Here is an 18,619-nt window from a genome sequence, read left to right as displayed (position 1 = left end):
GCTTTGTTGCCGCAGGTAGTTGCAACACCCAGGGGCGCGGGGCTCTGCTGATCTGCGGCTTCGCCGCGTGGGCGGGACCAGGCGGGGGCTTTGTTTCTGCAGGTAGTTGCAACTCCCAGGGGCGCGGGGAACTGCGCGAACAACCACCCTGTGCGGATGGCCCTGCTCGTTCGGCGAACCACCTACATGGGTGGCTTGTCGCGCAGTTCCCCGAGCCCCTGGACAGTGCAACCATCTGCGGCAGCAAAGGCACCGGCTTGTCGCGCCCACGCGGCGGAGCCGCACATCAGCAGAGCCTCGCACCCCTGAAAGTGCAACTCGCCCCTGTCTAGAAGGATCTACCTCGCGGCCTCCATCTTCTTCAGCACCCTCGAAGCCATCGCCTCCGGCAACGCCTCGTGCCGCGCGTACACGCGGGTGAAGCTGCCGGCGCCGTGGCTGAGCGAGCGGAGGTCGACCGCGTAGCGGACGATCTCCAGCTCCGGGACGTCCGCGTGGATCGCGGTCCTGCCGCCCGAGCCGACGGGTTCCGTCCCCAGCACCCGCCCGCGCCTGCTCGACAGATCACTCAGCACCGCGCCTACGAAGTCGTCCGGGACGAGGACGTGGACCTCCGCGACCGGCTCCAGCAGCCGGACGTTGTCCGCCGCCGCCTCGCGCAGCGCCAGCGCGCCCGCCGTCTGGAAGGCGGCGTCCGAGGAGTCCACGGAGTGGGCCTTGCCGTCGACGAGCGTGACCCGCACGTCGACCAGCGGGAAGCCCGCCGCCACGCCACGTGCCAGCTGCGCGCGCACGCCCTTCTCGACCGAGAGGATGAACTGGCGCGGCACCGCGCCGCCGACCACCTTGTCGACGAACTCGAACCCACTGCCCGTCGGCAGCGGTTCGACCTCGATCTCGCAGATGGCGTACTGCCCGTGGCCGCCGGACTGCTTGACGTGCCGTCCACGTCCCGTTGCCGGGCCCGCCAGCGTCTCGCGGAACGGCACCACGTAGTCCTCGGTGTCGATCTGCACGCCGAACCGGCCGCGCAGCCGCTCCAGCATCACGTCCGCGTGGGCCTCGCCGAGGCACCACAGGACCAGCTGCCGGGTCTCCGGATTCTGCTCCAGCCGCAGCGTCGGGTCCTCGCCGCCGAGGCGGGACAGCGCCTGGGAGAGCTTGTCCTCGTCCGCCTTGCTGTGGGCGTGGATGGCGATCGGCAGCAGCGGCTCGGGGAGCGCCCAGTGGTCGAGGTCGACCAGGTGGCCGGGCTGGCTCAGCGTCTCCTCGGTCGCGCCGTGGCCGAGCTTGGCGACGCAGACGATGTCACCCGCCACGGCCTGCGGGACCGGCCGCTGCGCCCTGCCGAACGGCGAGGTCAGCGCGCCGACGCGCTCGTCGCTGTCCCCGACGTGGACCTGGACGTCGGGGCGCAGCGTGCCGGAGAAGACGCGGCAGAGGGTGAGCCGTCCGACGTAGGGGTCGCTGGTGACCTTCAGTACCTGCGCCGCCAGCGGGCCGTCGGGGTCACAGGCGACGGCTTCCTCGCCGGGGTGCACCGGGCAGACGTGCTCGATCGGGGAGGGAAAGGCCGCGGTGACCAGTTGCAGCAGCTCCGTCGTGCCGACGCCCTCGCGGGAGCCGTCGGCAGCCGGGAGCGCGGCCAGCACGGGGTGGAAGTGGCCGCGGGCCACCGCGCGTTCGAGGTCGTCGATGACGGTCTCGGTGTCGATGGTCTCGCCGCCGAGGTAGCGGTCCATCAACGTCTCGTCCTCGCTCTCGGTGATGACCGCCTCGATCAGCCGCTCCCGGGCCGGATCGATCTCCGTCGCAAGCTCGCCGTCGACCTCGCTCTCGACGCGCTTGCCGTCGGCGTAGTCGTACCGTTGCCGGCTCAGCAGGCCGACCAGGCCGGAGACGTGACGGGTGCCGTCCGCGCCGGGCTCGCCCTCGCGCAGCGGCAGGTAGATCGGCAGCACCGACTCGGGGGAGTCCGGCGCGAACGCCTCGCGGCAGCGCTCGACGGTGGCGTCGAAGTCGGCCTGGGGCGCGTCGAGCTTGGTGACGAGCAGGGCGCGCGGCATGTCGACCGCGGCGCACTCGTCCCAGAGCGAGCGGGTCGCGCCGTCGATGTCCTCGTTGGCCGGGACGACGAAGAGCGCCGCGTCGGCGGCCCGCAGCCCGGCCCGCAGCTCGCCGGTGAAGTCGGCGTAGCCGGGGGTGTCCAGCAGGTTGATCTTGTACCCGTCGAACTCGATCGGGACGAGGGAGAGCTGGACCGAGCGCTGTTGCCGGTGCTCGATCTCGTCGTAGTCGGAGACGGTCGTGCCGTCCTGGACGCGTCCGGCCCGGTTGATCGCCCCCGTGGCCAGGGCGAGGCTCTCGGCGATGGTGGTTTTTCCTGCTCCGCTGTGGCCGACCAGCACCACGTTCCTGATCTGCTCGGGCCGGTCGGCCGACGGTGCCCTGCCGGCGGCTCCCGCTGGTGCATTGTGCTTGTCACCCATGATCGGTGTCTCCTCCCGCTTGCGCGCCAGAGAAACGCCACGGGGACCGCGCCGGGTGATTCGCTCCGTGAGGGAGTGGGTGGGGATTGTGACGACGGTCACCCGCGGTACTTTGGAGCCTCTCACCGAGTTCGCCGCAGGTCCATACGTGGGTCAGGCGTAGGCCCCCGATAGCATGGCGCACGCCCGGACAATCCGGTCCCGGGAGCCGGAGAATCTGGTTCCAAGAGATTGTGCGCACTCTTCTCCAGCCTGGAACGGAGCGGTCGGCAGACCCATGCTCAACAAATACGCCCGAGCCTTCTTCACCCGCGTCTTCACGCCTCTTGCGGCCTTCCTGTTGCGCAAGGGGGTCAGTCCGGACGCGGTCACCCTGGTCGGCACCGCCGGGGTGGTGGCGGGTGCGCTGGTGTTCTACCCGCGCGGCAGTTTCTTCTGGGGCACGGTCGTCATCACCCTGTTCGTCTTCTCCGACCTGGTCGACGGCAACATGGCCCGCCAGGCGGGCCGCTCCGGGCCCTGGGGCGCGTTCCTCGACTCGACGCTGGACCGGGTGGCGGACAGCGCGATCTTCGGCGGCATCGCCATGTGGTACGCGGGCAAGGGCGACAACCTGCTGCTCTGCGCGGTGACGCTGTTCTGCCTGGCCAGCGGCCAGGTCGTCTCGTACGCCAAGGCCCGGGCGGAGAGCCTCGGGCTCCCGTGCAACGTCAACGGCGTCGCCGAGCGCGCCGAGCGGCTGGTGGTCACCCTGGTCGCGGCCGGGCTCGCCGGGTTGCACGCGTTCGGCGTGCCGGGGATCCAGTGGCTGCTGCCGATCGCGCTGTGGGCGGTGGCCGCGGGCAGCCTGGTCACCGTCTTCCAGCGGGTGCTGACCGTGCGCCGCGAGGCCGCCGAACTGGCCGCAGCGGAGGCGGCCTCGCAGCCCGCCGAGTCCACCGAGCCCGGTGAGCCGACCGAGTCCACCGGGCCGACCGAGTCCACCGAGGGGGAGGCCCGATGACGGACCTGAACCGCATCAAGGACCAGCTGACCTACACCGCGTACGCGTCCGGTTGGGCCCTGGTCAAGCGCCTTCCCGAGCCCTGGGCCGACGCGCTGTTCCGCCGCATCGCCGACCGGACCTGGAGGGGCCGCGGCAAGAGCGTGCTGCGCCTGGAGACCAACCTGCGCCGGGTCCACCCCGAGCTGGACGACGCAGCGATCCGGGCGCTGAGCCGCGAGGGCATGCGGTCCTACCTGCGCTACTGGTGCGAGTCCTTCCGGATGCCGGTCTGGAACCGGGAGAGGATCACCGCCTCCTTCGAGCCCGAGCACATCGAGCGGCTGGACGACACCCTGGCCGCCGGTCGCGGCGTCGTCCTCGCCCTGCCGCACATGGGCAACTGGGACCTGGCCGGCGCCTGGGTCGTGGTCCGCGGCTACCCGTTCAGCACGGTCGCCGAGCGCCTCAAGCCGGAGAAGCTCTTCGACACCTTCGTCGCCTACCGCGAGGGCCTCGGCATGGAGGTGCTGCCGCTGACCGGCGGCAGCAACACCCTGGCCACCCTGGCCAAGCGGCTGCGCGCGGGCAAGCTGGTCTGCCTGGTCGGCGACCGCGACCTCTCGGCGTCCGGAGTCGAGGTCGACTTCATGGGCGAGAAGACCCGGATGCCGGCCGGTCCGGCGGCCCTGGCCCAGCAGACGGGAGCGGCGCTGCTCCCGGTCACCCTCTGGTACGACGACACCAAGGTGATGAAGGGCTGCGTGCACGAGGAGATCCAGGTCCCCGAGCAGGGCAGCCGCCGCGAGAAGACGGCGGCGATGACGCAGGCCATGGCCGACGTCTGGGCGGAGGGCGTCCGCGCCCACACCAAGGACTGGCACATGCTCCAGCGCTTCTGGCTCGCCGACCTCGAACCCGACGACCCGCGCGCGCTGCAGGGCACGGCCGTTCCCTCTGACGCTCCGTCAACTGACGGCGGCGCGAACCCGGTGGAGGCCCAGGCATGAGGATCGGCGTCGTCTGCCCCTACGCCTGGGACGTCCCCGGCGGCGTCCAGTTCCACGTCCGCGACCTCGCCGAGCACCTGATCGGCCTCGGTCACGAGGTCTCCGTGCTGGCCCCGGCCGACGACGACACGCCGCTCCCGCCGTACGTCACCTCGGCGGGCCGTGCGGTCCCCGTGCCGTACAACGGCTCGGTGGCACGCCTCAACTTCGGCTTCCTCTCGGCCGCGCGGGTGCGCCGCTGGCTGCACGAGGGCCGGTTCGAGGTGCTGCACATCCACGAGCCCGCGACGCCGAGCCTCTCGCTCCTCGCCTGCTGGGCCGCCAGTGGCCCGATAGTGGCCACCTTCCACACCTCCAACCCGCGTTCCCGCGCGATGATCGCGGCCGAGCCGATCCTCCAGCCGGCGCTGGAGAAGATCTCCGCGCGGATCGCCGTCAGCGAGTACGCACGCACGACGCTGGTCGAGCACCTCGGCGGAGACGCGGTGGTCATCCCCAACGGCGTCGACGTCGACTTCTTCGCGAGCGCGGAACCGCGCGCGGAGTGGCAGGGGGAGACGATCGGATTCGTCGGCCGCATCAACGAGCCGCGCAAGGGTCTGCCGACGCTGCTGGAGGCGTTCCCGAAGATCCTCGCCGAGCGGCCGGGGGTTCGACTGCTGGTCGCGGGCAAGGGTGACGAGGAGGAGGCGGTCAAGGACCTCCCGCGCGAGGTGCGGGACCGGATCACCTTCCTCGGCATGGTCTCCGACGAGGACAAGGCGCGGCTGCTGCGCAGCGTCGACGTGTACATCGCGCCCAACACGGGCGGCGAGAGCTTCGGCATCATCCTGGTCGAGGCGCTGAGCGCGGGCGCGCCGGTCGTCGCCAGCGATCTGGACGCCTTCCGGCAGGTCCTCGACGGCGGCGCCAGCGGCGAGCTCTTCCCCGTCGAGGACGGGGAGGCCCTGGCCAAGGTCGCCATCCGCCTCCTCGGCGACCCCGAGCGCCGCAGCGCGCTCAGCGACACGGGCTCGCGCCACGTCCGCCGCTTCGACTGGTCCACGGTGGGCGCGGACATCCTCGCCGTCTACGAGACCGTCGCGACGGGCGCGGCGGCGGTGACGGACGGCGAGCCGGCCACGGGGTGGCGCGCCCGCCTGGGGCTGGCCAGGGACTGAACCTCTTGCAGATGCGGTAGTTGCACCACCAGGGGCGCGGGGGACTGCGCGACAAGCCACCCGGGTGGTGAGTCCCCGAGCGAGCAGGGCCATCCGCGCGCCGGTGGTTTCTCGCGCAGTTCCCCGCGCCCCTGGGCAGTGCAACGACCTGCGGTAGCGAAGCTCAATCTCCGTTCCGTCCCCGCGGGAGCGGATAGGGTCACACCCCGTGAGCATCTGGATCTGGGTCGCCCTCGCTGTCGTCGCCTTCGGCCTGTACCTCTCCTGGACCGCCGGTCGCCTGGACCGCCTGCACGCGCGGATCGACGCCGCCCGCGCCGCGCTCGACGCGCAGCTGCTTCGACGCGCGTCCACAGCGCAGGAGTTGGCGACCTCGACGCTGCTCGATCCCGCCGCGTCGATCCTGCTCTACCAGGCCTCCCACGCCGCCCGAACCGCGCAGCCCGACGCGCGGGAAGTCGCGGAGAGCCAGCTCTCCCAAGCCCTGCGCGCCGTCTTCGCCGAGCCGGAGCAGGTCGCCGAGCTCTCGGCTCTGCCCGGCGGGGCCGAGGCACTCGCCGACCTCGGCGAGGCCGTGCGCCGCGTGCCGATGGCCCGGCGGTTCCACAACGACTCCGTGCGCGCGGCGCGCGCCGTCCGCCGACACCGGCTGGTCCGTCTCTTCCGGCTCGCCGGACACGCGCCGTTCCCGCTCGCCTTCGAGATGGACGACGAGGCTCCGCGTACGCTGGAGCGCGTCCCGGCGTAAGCACGCGACGCGTAACGCGTACCGCGGACCGGCCGTCAGGCATCGCGCCTGCTACGGAACGTCGTACTCGGATGGTCCGGGCTGGACCGCATGGAGCATCGGCTAAGGTCGGAGCGGGCCTACCATGGGCTTATCGCACCGAATCCGCGTCTTCAGTGAGGTCATTCGTGTCCACCAACTCCCCCGCCACCTCCGACCAGCCTGCCATCGGTACCGCCCGCGTCAAGCGCGGCATGGCCGAGCAGCTCAAGGGTGGTGTGATCATGGATGTGGTCAACGCCGAGCAGGCGAAGATCGCCGAGGATGCGGGCGCCGTGGCCGTCATGGCTCTGGAGCGCGTTCCCGCCGACATCCGCAAGGACGGCGGCGTGGCCCGTATGTCCGACCCGAACATGATCGAAGAGATCATCGAGGCCGTCTCCATCCCGGTCATGGCGAAGTCCCGCATCGGCCACTTCGTCGAGGCCCAGGTGCTGCAGGCGCTCGGCGTCGACTACATCGACGAGTCCGAGGTGCTGACCCCGGCCGACGAGGTCAACCACTCCGACAAGTTCGCCTTCACCACCCCCTTCGTCTGCGGTGCCACCAACCTGGGTGAGGCCCTGCGCCGCATCGCCGAGGGCGCGGCCATGATCCGCTCCAAGGGCGAGGCCGGCACCGGCAACGTCGTCGAGGCCGTCCGCCACCTGCGCCAGATCAAGGGCGAGATCGCCAAGCTGCGCGGCTGCGACAACAACGAGCTGTACGCCGCGGCCAAGGAGCTGCGCGCCCCGTACGAGCTGGTCGCCGAGGTCGCCGAGCTCGGCAAGCTCCCGGTCGTGCTCTTCTCCGCCGGTGGCGTGGCCACCCCGGCCGACGCCGCGCTGATGCGCCAGCTGGGCGCGGAGGGCGTCTTCGTCGGCTCCGGCATCTTCAAGTCGGGCGACCCGGCCAAGCGCGCCGCCGCCATCGTGAAGGCCACCACCTTCTACGACGACCCGAAGATCATCGCGGACGCCTCCCGCAACCTGGGCGAGGCCATGGTCGGCATCAACTGCGACACCCTGCCCGAGACCGAGCGCTACGCCAACCGCGGCTGGTAATCGACTCCCGCAGTCGTCTTCGGTAGCCCCGGCCCCTGCCAACGCGCCACGCGTAGGGGGCCGGGGCTCCTCCCGTTCGTCTGTTCATCCACGGACATCCAGAACAAGAACATCCAGAAGAGGTCCCTCCCGTGTCGTCGTCCAGCTCCACTCCCGTCGTCGGTGTGCTCGCCCTCCAGGGCGACGTGCGCGAGCACCTCGTCGCCCTCGCCGAGGCCGACGCGCTCGCCCGCCCGGTCCGCCGCCCCGAGGAGCTGGCCGAGGTCGACGCCGTCGTGATCCCCGGCGGCGAGTCCACCACCATGTCCAAGCTGGCGCTGCTCTTCGGCGTGATGGAGCCGCTGCGCGCCCGCGTCGCCGCCGGGATGCCGGTCTACGGCACCTGCGCGGGCATGATCATGCTGGCCGACAAGATCCTCGACGGCCGCGACGACCAGGAGTCGGTCGGCGGCATCGACATGGTCGTCCGCCGCAACGCCTTCGGCCGCCAGAACGAGTCCTTCGAGCAGGGTGTCGACTTCAAGGGCCTTGCCGAGGGCGGCCCGGTGCACGGCGTCTTCATCCGCGCCCCGTGGGTCGAGTCCGTCGGCGCGGGCGTCGAGGTCCTCGCCTCCCTGCACGAGGGCACCGACGCCGAGCACATCGTGGCGGTCCGTCAGGGCAACCTGCTGGCCACGTCGTTCCACCCGGAACTGACCGGCGACCACCGCGTGCACGCCTATTTCGTGGACATGGTCCGCGCCGTCGGTCACGGCCGGTGACGGTAGGATCTCCCCGTTCGTTCACTTCAGTCCGGTGCTGTTTTAAGGAGCAACTCGATGTCCGGCCACTCCAAGTGGGCTACCACCAAGCACAAGAAGGCCGTCATCGACGCGAAGCGCGGCAAGCTCTTCGCCAAGATGATCAAGAACATCGAGGTGGCGGCCCGTACCGGTGGTGGTGACCCCGCCGGCAACCCGACGCTCTACGACGCCATCCAGAAGGCGAAGAAGAGCTCGGTCCCGATCGACAACATCAACCGCGCCGTCAAGCGCGGGTCCGGCGCGGAGGCCGGTGGCGCCGACTACGCCACCATCATGTACGAGGGCTACGGCCCGAACGGTGTGGCCGTCCTGATCGAGTGCCTCACCGACAACCGCAACCGCGCCGCGTCCGACGTGCGCGTCGCGATGACCCGCAACGGCGGCAACATGGCCGACCCGGGCTCGGTCTCCTACATGTTCAGCCGCAAGGGCGTCATCATCGTTCCCAAGGCCGACAAGGTCGACGAGGACACGGTCATGGAGGCCACCCTCGAGGCCGGCGCGGAGGACGTCAGCGACATCGGCGACGCGTACGAGATCCAGACCGAGGCCTCGGACATGGTCGCGGTGCGGACCGCGCTCGTCGACGCCGGGATCGACTACGACTCGGCCGAGGCCAACTTCGTCCCGTCGGTCCAGGTCGAGCTCGACGCCGACGGCGCGCGCAAGATCTTCAAGCTGATCGACGCGCTGGAGGACAGCGACGACGTGCAGAACGTCTTCGCCAACTTCGACCTCTCGCCCGAGGTCGAGGCGGAGCTCGACGCGGACGACTGAGTCCCTCTTCGCTACCGCAGGTAGTTGTCACACCCAGGGGCGCGGAGCCGCGGATCACCGGAGCCTCGCGCCCCTGGGTGTTGCAAGGTTCTGTCAGTGCGAACAGATAGCCTGCGGGCATGCGTGTTCTCGGGGTGGATCCAGGCTTGACCCGCTGCGGTGTCGGTGTGGTCGACGGCGCGCCGGGAAGGCCCCTGCACATGGTGGCCTGTGGGGTCGTCAGAACTCCTGCCGAGATGGACATCCCCCTGCGACTGCTGGAGATCGAGCGTGGGCTCGACGCGTGGTTCGACACGCACCAGCCGGAGCTCGTCGCCGTCGAGCGCGTCTTCTCGCAGCACAACGTGCGCACCGTCATGGGCACCGCCCAGGCCAGCGCGGTCGCCATGCTCTGTGCGACCCGGCGCGGCATACCGGTCACCCTGCACACCCCGAGCGAGGTCAAGGCCGCCGTCTCCGGTAGCGGTCGCGCGGAGAAGGCACAGGTGGGGGCCATGGTCACCCGCATCCTGCGGCTCGACGCGCCGCCCAGGCCGGCGGACGCCGCCGACGCGCTCGCCCTCGCCATCTGCCACATCTGGCGCGGCACCGCCAACAACAGGATCGCCGCCGCCCTCAGCCGAGTCAGGGAGCCCCGCCCGTGATCGCCTTCGTCAGTGGCCCGGTGGCCGCGCTCACGCCGAGCAGCGCCGTGATCCAGGTCGGCGGCGTCGGGATGCTGGTCCACTGCGCCCCGAACACGCTGGCGGGTCTCCGCATGGGGCAGGAGGCCGTGATCGCCACCTCGCTTGTGGTCCGAGAGGACTCCCTCACCCTCTACGGCTTCGCCGACGACGACGAGCGGCATACCTTCGAGCTGTTGCAGACGGCGAGCGGCGTCGGGCCCAAGGTCGCGCAGGCGATGCTCGCCGTGCACAGCCCGGACGGGCTGCGGCTCGCCGTGGCCAGGGGTGACGCCAAGGCGCTGACCGCCGTTCCCGGCATCGGGCCGAAGGGTGCGCAGAAGCTGCTGATCGAGCTCAAGGACCGGCTCGGCGCGCCGACGGGCGCCGTCCCCGCGCAGCCGCACGCCGCGGTCGCCAGCGGGCCCGCGCCCTGGAACGACCAGCTGCACGCCGCCCTGGTCGGCCTCGGTTTCGCCCCGCGCGAGGCGGACGAGGCGGTCGCCGCGGTCACGCCCGAGGCCGAGGCGATGGAGAAGCCGAACGTCTCCGCGCTTCTCCGCAGTGCGTTGCAGAGCCGCAACCGCACCCACTGAGACACGAGAATTCGCTGAGAAGTCGCCCAGCGGAAATCACTGAGAAGTGGTACCCGGCAGTACTCGCCCGCACAAAGAAACGCAGATCCACCGAGAACGGAGCGAAGAGCGCATGTACGACGACGCCGCCGGCGACCGCCTGGTCACCGCCGCTGCGGACGGCGAGGACCGGGCCGTCGAGGCGGCGCTGCGCCCGCGTGACCTGGACGAGTTCATCGGACAGGAGCGCGTCCGCGAGCAGCTCTCGCTCGTTCTCCAGGCGGCCAGGCGCCGGGCGGCCACACCCGACCACGTGCTGCTCAGCGGCCCCCCCGGGCTCGGCAAGACGACGCTGTCGATGATCATCGCCGCCGAGATGAACGCGCCGATCCGGATCACCTCCGGCCCGGCCATCCAGCACGCAGGCGACCTGGCGGCCATCCTCTCCTCGCTGACCGAGGGCGAGGTGCTCTTCCTCGACGAGATCCACCGGATGTCGCGGCCCGCCGAGGAGATGCTCTACATGGCGATGGAGGACTTCCGCGTCGACGTGATCGTCGGCAAGGGGCCCGGCGCCACCGCCATCCCGCTTGACCTGCCGCCGTTCACGCTCGTCGGGGCGACCACACGGGCCGGTCTGCTACCGCCGCCGCTGCGCGACCGCTTCGGGTTCACCGGGCACATGGAGTTCTACGCTCCCGAGGAGCTGGAACAGGTGATCCACCGTTCCGCCCGGCTGCTGGACGTCGAGATAGATCCCAGGGGCGCCGCCGAGATCGCCCGCCGCTCGCGCGGCACGCCGCGTATCGCCAACCGACTGCTGCGCCGCGTCCGCGACTACGCGCAGGTCCGGCACGACGGAGTGATCACGGAGGCGATCGCGGCCGCCGCGCTCGTCGTCTACGAGGTGGACGCCAAGGGCCTGGACCGGCTGGACCGGGCGGTGCTCCAGGCGCTGCTCAAGCTGTTCGGCGGCGGCCCGGTCGGGCTGTCGACGTTGGCCGTGGCGGTGGGGGAGGAGTCCGAGACGGTCGAGGAGGTCGCCGAGCCGTTCCTGGTCCGGGAGGGCCTGCTGGCCCGCACCCCGCGTGGCCGGATCGCGACCGCGGCGGCGTGGCAGCATCTGGGTCTTACGCCCCCTAACCAGTCCCCGGCGGCCGGTCTGCCCAGCCAGACGGACCTCTTCGGGGCCCCGGAAGCCTGAAATTCAGGTATTCCGGAATGTGATCTGTGCAGGGAACTCGCCATTCGGCTCACCCGGATGACATGCTGGACGTTGTTGTACCTGTAGGAGTCCCCCTAGACTCCGCCCGCCGCCGTCCACTCCGGGCGGCCCGAGAATCGGATCGGCCGCGCTTCCCCCTGCGGCCCCGCAAAGGACTGTAGTCGTGGGTTCCTCCTCTTTCCTCCTCGTCGCCGTGGTGATGTTCGGCGCAATGTTCCTGATGACCCGCTCTGCCAAGAAGAAGCAGCAGCAGGCCTCGGAGATGCGCAACCAGCTGGAGCCGGGCAGCGGCATCCGCACCATCGGTGGCATGTACGCGCTGGTCAAGGCCGTCAATGACGACACCGTCGAGCTCGAGGTCGCTCCCGGCGTGTACGCGCTCTACGCCAAGCAGGCCATCGCGCAGGTGATGGACCCGGTCGAGTACAACCGGATCGTCCACGGCGAGGAGCCCGAGGAGGAGTCGGACGAGGCGGACACCACCGCCGAGGCCGCGGCCGTCGAGGATGCCCCCGTCGCCCTGGCGAAGGACCTCGCCAAGGACGACGCGAAGGACGCCGAGGTCACCGTCGACGCGGACGCCGCTGCGGACGTCGACGCTGAGAAGACCCCGGCGCAGGTGGGTGGCGACAAGGACGCCTCCGCCAAGTAGCCTTGCCCGCTACGGAGTCCGGCGGGGGTGTCAGCCCCCGCACGGGACCGCCGACCGCTGCGTCGTGGCCGAGCCGCCCCCTGTCCGCCGGTACCCCGGCGTCGGCGACTTGACCTGCCCACGGCATGGACAGAGAGAATCGAGAAGGTGGCATCACCCAAGTCCCGTCCCCGTGACGGTTACCCGGGGCGTGCGCTGAGCCTGATCCTGGTGATCATGGTGGCTCTGGTGGCCATCATGTTCGGCACCGGGAACACCAAGCCGCGGCTCGGCATCGACCTCGCGGGCGGCACCAGTGTGACCCTGCAGGCGTACGCACCCGGCGACCCCCAGGCGGTCAACCCCGCCAACATGAACGTCGCCGCGCAGATCATGCAGGAACGTGTCAACGGCACCGGCGTGACCGAGGCGACGGTCCAGGTGCAGGGCACCGACCAGATCCTCGTGAACGCGCCGAAGGGCACCAGCTCCACGCAGCTTGCGGATGAGCTGTCCACCACGGCCAAGCTGTTCTTCCGTCCGGTTCTCGCGGAGCAGCAGCAGATCGCCCCCGGTACGGCGACCTCCAGCCCGAGCGCCTCGCCGAGCGGTTCGGCCACCGGCAAGCCGAGTGCCACTCCGAGCGGAAGCACGAAGCCGCAGGCCTCTGGTGCGTCCGGCACCGCCTCGCCGAGCGCGAGCAAGACCCAGGGCGACGCCGTCGCGTCGGACCTGAAGGCCAGTGCCTCCGCTTCCGCACACGCGTCCGCCACTGCTTCGCCGAAGGCGAGCGGTTCGGCGGGTGCCAAGCCGGGTGCCACCCCGAGTGCCTCCGCTTCCACGGTCTCCGGCCAGACGGCCGGCACGGTCCCGGCCGCGCTGCAGAGCGCCTTCAACGCCACGGACTGCGGCACCCTCAAGGGTCGCAACATTGCCGCGGCCGCAGCGAACGTCGGCAAGGACACGGACCAGATCACCGCCTGCTCCCAGGACAACTCCTCGGGCGCCTGGATCAAGTACGCGCTCGGCCCGGTGGCCGTGCCCGGTACCGACATCACCGGCGCGCAGCCGGGTCTGAGCTCGCAGACCGGCCAGTGGCAGGTCAACCTGAACTTCAACGGCGCCGGCTCGTCCGCCTTCGGCAAGGTCACCGGCCAGCTGGCCTCGCTGCAGTCCCCGCAGAACCAGTTCGCGATCGAGCTCGACGGTCAGATCCAGTCCTCCCCGTACGTTCAGCAGGCCATCACCGGCGGACAGGCGCAGATCACCGGTAGCTTCACGCAGACCGACGCGCAGTCGTTGGCCAACGTGCTCAGCTACGGTTCGCTGCCACTGAACTTCAAGCAGCTCCAGATCGTCACCGTCTCGCCCGAGCTCGGTGGCAGCCAGCTCACCGCCGGTCTGGTCGCGGGTGCGATCGGTCTGGCCCTGGTGGTTCTGTACTCGCTGCTCTACTACCGCGGCCTCGGCCTGGTGGCGGTCGCCTCGCTGGCCGTCTCCGGCGTGCTGACCTGGTCGATCATGGCCCTCCTCGGCGGCGCGATCGGCTTCGCGCTGAACCTGCCCGCGGTCTGTGGCGCCATCGTCGCCATCGGTATCACCGCGGACTCGTTCGTCGTCTACTTCGAACGCATCCGCGACGAGCTCCGCGAGGGCGCCACGCTCCGTCCGGCGGTGCGCAACGCCTGGCCGCGCGCCCGGCGTACGATCCTGGTGTCGGACGCGGTCTCGTTCCTCGCCGCCGCGGTGCTGTACTTCTTCACCGTCGGCAAGGTCCAGGGCTTCGCGTTCACGCTGGGTCTGACCACCCTGCTGGATGTCGTGGTGATCTTCCTCTTCACCAAGCCGTTGATCGCGCTGCTGGCGCGGAAGAAGTTCTTCGCCTCCGGCCACCCGTGGTCCGGGCTCTCGCCCCAGCGCCTCGGGGTCCGCTCCCCGCTCCGCGACGGCCGCCCGCGTCGTCCGGCCCGTCCGACCGCCAGCAAGGAGGCCTGACCCGATGTCACGCTTCGGCAATATCGGCCACCGCCTCTACACCGGTGAGGTCAGCTTCGACTTCGTCGGGCGGCGGAAGCTGTGGGCGATCCTCTCCGGCGTCATCCTGGTAGCGGCCATCCTCGGCCTCTCCGTGCGCGGCCTGAACCTCGGCATCGAGTTCAAGGGCGGTGACATCTACACGGTCACCAAGCCCGGCGTGACGATCGCCCAGGCCCAGAAGGCCGCCAACGACCTGACGCACGACAGCTCGGCGCAGGTCCAGACGGCCAATAGCTCCGGCGGCCAGCAGATCCTGATCCAGATCAGCTCCGCCGAGAACGTCCATGCGACCGAGGGTCAGGACTCGCTGTCGAAGTCGCTCAACCTGACCCCGAGCGAGATCTCGACCCAGACGCTGAGCGCCAGTTGGGGTAGCGACATCAGCAAGAAGGCCCTCGAGGGTCTGGTCGTCTTCATGGTGTTGGTGACGCTGTACCTGGCCTTCGCCTTCGAGTGGCGGCTTGCGGTCGGCGCGCTGGTCGCCCTGCTGCACGACCTGCTGATCACCATCGGTGTCTACGCCCTGGTCGGCTTCGAGGTCAGCTCGGGTACGGTCATCGGCTTCCTCACCATCCTTGGTTACTCGCTCTACGACACGGTCGTCGTCTTCGACGGTCTCAAGTCCGCGACCAAGGGCCTGACCAAGCAGAACAAGCTGACCTACAGTGACGCGGCCAACCAGTCGCTGAACAGCACCCTGGTCCGCTCGATCAACACCACGGTGCTGGCCCTGCTGCCGGTCGCCGCGCTGCTGTTCATCGGTGGCGGTCTGCTCGGCGCGGGTGTCCTCAACGACATCTCGCTGGCGCTGTTCGTCGGTCTGACGGCCGGTGCGTACTCCTCGATCTGCGTGGCCACCCCGACGGTCGCCTGGCTCCAGGAGAAGCGCCCGGAGTACAAGGACCTGGCTCGCCGAGTGAAGGCCCGCAAGGCTGCCGACGCCAAGGCCAAGGCCGAGGGCCGGGAGCTGCCGGAGGACGCGGCGGACAACGCCGTCACCATCCCGGCCGCGCAGTCCGGTGGTCCGCGCAACCAGCCGGTCAACCGCAGCCGCAGCGAGCGTCGCTCCACCGGGCGCCACTGAGACACCGCATCACAGCAGCACCCTGTGCGCGGCAGTGCAATCGCACTGCCGCGCACAGGCACGAGAAGAACCAGACGGAGCAGGAGAACCCACCCATGAGCAGCACCGACCTGGCGGCCCTTCTCGCCGCCAAGATCCGCGACGTCCCGGACTACCCCAAGCCGGGCGTGGTCTTCAAGGACATCGCGCCGCTGCTCGGTGACGCCGAGGCTTTCGCCGCCCTGGTCGACCACCTGGCCGCCCGCGCCAGGGCGCTGGACGTGACCAAGGTTGTCGGACTGGAGGCGCGCGGCTTCATCCTCGCGGCGCCGGCCGCGTACGCCGCCGGTGCGGGCTTCGTCCCGGTCCGCAAGGAGGGCAAGCTGCCCGGCGAGCGGCACAGCCAGGCGTACGAGCTGGAGTACGGCTCGGCCGTGATCGAGGTGCAGACCGACGCCTTCGCTCCCGGCGAGCGGGTGCTCGTCGTCGACGACGTGCTCGCCACCGGCGGCACCGTCGAGGCCGCGCTGCAGCTGATCCATCGCTGCGGCGCGGAGGTCGCCGGCGTCGAGGTGCTGATGGAGCTCGGCTTCCTGGGCGGTCGTGCCCGTCTGGCCCCGCTGCTGGGCGACGCCCCGCTGGAGACCGTCATCGCGGTCTGAGGCGCTGACGACTGTTGCGTGAGGGCGGGTCCGGGTTCCCGGACCCGCCCTCGCCGCGTTTCCACGCGCGGCGCTCCGGCGTCCACCGGCCGGGCCGGTGGCGGCACGTGGCAGTGACCCTCGGTACCATTGAGGTTCCGGTCCCGCTCCAGAGGAGTGCACTTGCCCGAAGAGGTCGTGCCCACAGCTTCCGACGCGAAGGAGAAGGGCCCGGCGGCCTCGACCGCGCCGGCCGCACCGGCCGTGCAGCCGAAGCCCGCCGCCCCGAACGTTCCGGCGACGTTCCAGGCCGCCGCCGGTGCGCACGCCGTCGCGCCGCGAACGGTCGCGCCCTCGCCCTCGCGCGTACGGGCCCGGCTGGCCCGCCTCGGCGGACAGCGCAGCAGCACGTTCAACCCGGTGCTGGAGCCGCTCTTCCGGATAGTCCGCAGCAACGACCCCAAGGCCGACCTGCACACGCTGGAGCGCGCGTACCAGATCGCCGAGAAGTGGCACCGCGGCCAGAAGCGCAAGAGCGGCGACCCGTACATCACCCACCCGCTCGCCGTCGCCACCATCCTCGCCGAGCTGGGTATGGACGCGCCGACGCTGATGGCGGGGCTGCTCCACGACACCGTCGAGGACACCGACTACGGCCTCGACACGCTGCGCCGCGACTTCGGCGACACCGTGGCCATGCTCGTCGACGGCGTGACCAAGCTGGACAAGGTCAAGTTCGGTGAGGCCGCGCAGGCCGAGACGGTCCGCAAGATGGTCGTCGCGATGGCCAAGGACCCGCGCGTCCTGGTCATCAAGCTGGCCGACCGCCTGCACAACATGCGCACCATGCGCTACCTCAAGCGGGAGAAGCAGGAGAAGAAGGCCCGCGAGACCCTGGAGATCTACGCCCCGCTGGCGCACCGGCTGGGCATGAACACCATCAAGTGGGAGCTGGAGGACCTCGCCTTCGCGATCCTCTACCCCAAGATGTACGACGAGATCGTCCGCCTGGTCGCCGAGCGCGCGCCCAAGCGCGACGAGTACCTGGGCACGGTCACCGAGCAGGTGACGGGCGACCTCAAGACCGCCCGGATCAAGGCCGAGGTCAAGGGCCGCCCGAAGCACTACTACAGCGTCTACCAGAAGATGATCGTGCGGGGCCGGGACTTCGCCGAGATCTACGACCTGGTCGGCGTCCGGGTCCTGGTCGACTCCGTCCGCGACTGCTACGCGGCGCTGGGCACCATCCACGCGCGGTGGAACCCGGTGCCGGGGCGGTTCAAGGACTACATCGCCATGCCCAAGTTCAACATGTACCAGTCGCTCCACACGACGGTCATCGGGCCCGAGGGCAAGCCGGTCGAGCTGCAGATCCGCACCTTCGATATGCACCGCCGCGCGGAGTACGGCATCGCCGCGCACTGGAAGTACAAGCAGCAGGCCGTCGCGGGCGCGTCCAAGGTCCGCACAGACACGCCCGCGGGCAAGGGCGAGACCGTCAACGAGATGGCCTGGCTGCGCCAGCTGCTCGACTGGCAGAAGGAGACCGAGGACCCGAGCGAGTTCCTCGAGTCGCTCCGCTTCGACCTCTCCAACAACGAGGTCTTCGTCTTCACGCCCAAGGGCGACGTGATAGCGCTGCCGGCCGGGGCCACCCCGGTCGACTTCTCCTACGCCGTGCACACCGAGGTCGGCCACCGGACCATCGGTGCCCGCGTCAACGGCCGCCTGGTGCCGCTGGAGAGCGCGCTGGAGAACGGCGACACGGTGGAGGTCTTCACCTCCAAGGCGGAGAGCGCGGGCCCGTCCCGCGACTGGCTCTCGTTCGTCAAGTCCCCGCGGGCGCGGAACAAGATCCGTGCGTGGTTCTCCAAGGAGCGCCGCGAGGAGGCCATCGAGCAGGGCAAGGACGCGATCACCCGCGCCATGCGCAAGCAGGGCCTGCCGCTGCAGCGGATCCTCACCGGCGACTCGCTCGTGACGCTCGCGCACGAGATGCGCTACCCCGACATCTCGTCGCTCTACGCGGCGATCGGCGAGGGCCACGTCGCGGCGCAGACGATCGTGCAGAAGCTGGTCCAGTCCCTCGGCGGCGAGGACAGCGCGACCGAGGACATCGTCGAGCTGACCACCCCGTCGCCCGCGCGCAACCGCCGCCAGCGGCGGGCCACGCAGGATCCGGGCGTGGTCGTCAAGGGCGTCGAGGACGTCTGGGTCAAGCTCTCCCGCTGCTGCACGCCCGTTCCGGGCGACCCGATCGTCGGCTTCATCACCCGGGGCAACGGCATCTCGGTGCACCGGGCGGACTGCGTCAATGTGGACTCGCTGTCGCAGCAGGCGGAGCGGATGGTCGAGGTCGAGTGGGCGCCGACGCAGTCGTCCGTCTTCCTGGTCGCCATCCAGGTCGAGGCGTTGGACCGCTCGCGGCTGTTGTCGGACGTGACGCGGGTTCTCTCCGACCAGCACGTCAACATCCTGTCGGCGGCGGTCCAGACGTCGCGCGACCGGGTCGCGATGAGCCGCTTCACCTTCGAGATGGGCGACCCGAAGCACCTGGGTCATGTTCTCAAGGCCGTGCGCGGGGTGGAGGGCGTCTACGACGTCTACCGAGTCACCTCGGCGAAGGCGCGCTGAGACCTCAGGGGCGCGGGGAACTGCGCGAGCAACCACCCTGTGCGGATGGCCCTGCTCGCTGAGCGACTCACCACACTGGGTGGCTTGTCGCGCAGTTCCC

At 70.3% G+C, this 18,619-nt stretch carries 16 protein-coding genes; 15 read left to right on the top strand and 1 reads right to left on the bottom strand.

Annotated features, from left to right (window positions below; genetic code table 11):
• Positions 1-338 precede the first annotated feature (338 nt).
• The gene (locus tag ABH940_RS36175; protein WP_370107206.1) at positions 339-2,489 is read right to left on the bottom strand and encodes an elongation factor G-like protein EF-G2; all 2,151 of its coding nucleotides are present in this window, start codon (positions 2,487-2,489) and stop codon (positions 339-341) included.
• A 277-nt stretch (positions 2,490-2,766) separates the two neighbouring features.
• Between ABH940_RS36175 and pgsA the strand changes: the two genes are divergently transcribed.
• From pgsA to ABH940_RS36100, 15 genes are all read left to right on the top strand, one after another.
• Complete coding sequence (pgsA, locus tag ABH940_RS36170) at positions 2,767-3,492, top strand: phosphatidylinositol phosphate synthase (protein WP_370072953.1); 726 nt, start codon at positions 2,767-2,769, stop codon at positions 3,490-3,492.
• Positions 3,489-4,481, top strand: coding sequence for a phosphatidylinositol mannoside acyltransferase (locus tag ABH940_RS36165; RefSeq protein WP_370072954.1), 993 nt, complete (start codon positions 3,489-3,491; stop codon positions 4,479-4,481). Before pgsA ends, ABH940_RS36165 begins: the two co-directional genes overlap by 4 nt.
• Positions 4,478-5,641, top strand: a complete 1,164-nt coding sequence (locus ABH940_RS36160) for a glycosyltransferase family 4 protein (RefSeq protein ID WP_370072955.1) — start codon at positions 4,478-4,480, stop codon at positions 5,639-5,641. Before ABH940_RS36165 ends, ABH940_RS36160 begins: the two co-directional genes overlap by 4 nt.
• 208 nt (positions 5,642-5,849) lie before the next feature.
• Positions 5,850-6,389: a hypothetical protein gene (locus ABH940_RS36155; RefSeq protein WP_370072956.1), complete on the top strand. Its 540-nt coding sequence runs from the start codon at positions 5,850-5,852 to the stop codon at positions 6,387-6,389.
• Positions 6,390-6,556: 167 nt separating this feature from the next.
• A complete protein-coding gene (pdxS, locus tag ABH940_RS36150; RefSeq protein WP_370072957.1) occupies positions 6,557-7,471 on the top strand; it encodes a pyridoxal 5'-phosphate synthase lyase subunit PdxS in 915 nt (304 codons plus the stop codon).
• A 131-nt stretch (positions 7,472-7,602) separates the two neighbouring features.
• Entirely contained in the window at positions 7,603-8,232 is a 630-nt protein-coding gene (gene pdxT / locus ABH940_RS36145; protein ID WP_370072958.1) for a pyridoxal 5'-phosphate synthase glutaminase subunit PdxT, read from the top strand.
• Positions 8,233-8,289: 57 nt separating this feature from the next.
• Positions 8,290-9,051: a YebC/PmpR family DNA-binding transcriptional regulator gene (locus ABH940_RS36140; protein ID WP_370072959.1), complete on the top strand. Its 762-nt coding sequence runs from the start codon at positions 8,290-8,292 to the stop codon at positions 9,049-9,051.
• A 119-nt stretch (positions 9,052-9,170) separates the two neighbouring features.
• Positions 9,171-9,695 carry a crossover junction endodeoxyribonuclease RuvC gene (gene ruvC / locus ABH940_RS36135; RefSeq protein ID WP_370072960.1) on the top strand — a complete coding sequence of 175 codons (525 nt, stop codon included), beginning with the start codon at positions 9,171-9,173 and terminating at the stop codon, positions 9,693-9,695.
• Entirely contained in the window at positions 9,692-10,309 is a 618-nt protein-coding gene (gene ruvA / locus ABH940_RS36130) for a Holliday junction branch migration protein RuvA (RefSeq protein ID WP_370072961.1), read from the top strand. Before ruvC ends, ruvA begins: the two co-directional genes overlap by 4 nt.
• Before the next feature lie 112 nt (positions 10,310-10,421).
• Positions 10,422-11,492, top strand: a complete 1,071-nt coding sequence (gene ruvB, locus ABH940_RS36125; protein ID WP_370107205.1) for a Holliday junction branch migration DNA helicase RuvB — start codon at positions 10,422-10,424, stop codon at positions 11,490-11,492.
• Between the two features lie 184 nt (positions 11,493-11,676).
• Positions 11,677-12,165 carry a preprotein translocase subunit YajC gene (gene yajC, locus ABH940_RS36120; protein ID WP_370107204.1) on the top strand — a complete coding sequence of 163 codons (489 nt, stop codon included), beginning with the start codon at positions 11,677-11,679 and terminating at the stop codon, positions 12,163-12,165.
• Positions 12,166-12,312: 147 nt separating this feature from the next.
• A complete protein-coding gene (gene secD, locus ABH940_RS36115) occupies positions 12,313-14,139 on the top strand; it encodes a protein translocase subunit SecD (protein WP_370072964.1) in 1,827 nt (608 codons plus the stop codon).
• A 4-nt stretch (positions 14,140-14,143) separates the two neighbouring features.
• Entirely contained in the window at positions 14,144-15,265 is a 1,122-nt protein-coding gene (gene secF / locus ABH940_RS36110) for a protein translocase subunit SecF (RefSeq protein WP_370072965.1), read from the top strand.
• Between the two features lie 95 nt (positions 15,266-15,360).
• Positions 15,361-15,906 (top strand): adenine phosphoribosyltransferase, encoded by a 546-nt coding sequence (locus ABH940_RS36105; RefSeq protein WP_370072966.1) that lies wholly within the window; start codon positions 15,361-15,363, stop codon positions 15,904-15,906.
• A 162-nt stretch (positions 15,907-16,068) separates the two neighbouring features.
• Positions 16,069-18,519, top strand: a complete 2,451-nt coding sequence (locus ABH940_RS36100) for a bifunctional (p)ppGpp synthetase/guanosine-3',5'-bis(diphosphate) 3'-pyrophosphohydrolase (RefSeq protein WP_370072967.1) — start codon at positions 16,069-16,071, stop codon at positions 18,517-18,519.
• The last annotated feature ends 100 nt before the right edge of the window (positions 18,520-18,619 follow it).

Origin of the sequence: Streptacidiphilus sp. BW17 (genome assembly GCF_041262485.1) — a bacterium.
In the GTDB taxonomy this organism is placed as follows: domain Bacteria; phylum Actinomycetota; class Actinomycetes; order Streptomycetales; family Streptomycetaceae; genus Streptacidiphilus.
The sequence above is the reverse complement of the archived record's forward strand: the minus strand, read 5'-3'. Positions and strand labels throughout refer to the sequence as shown.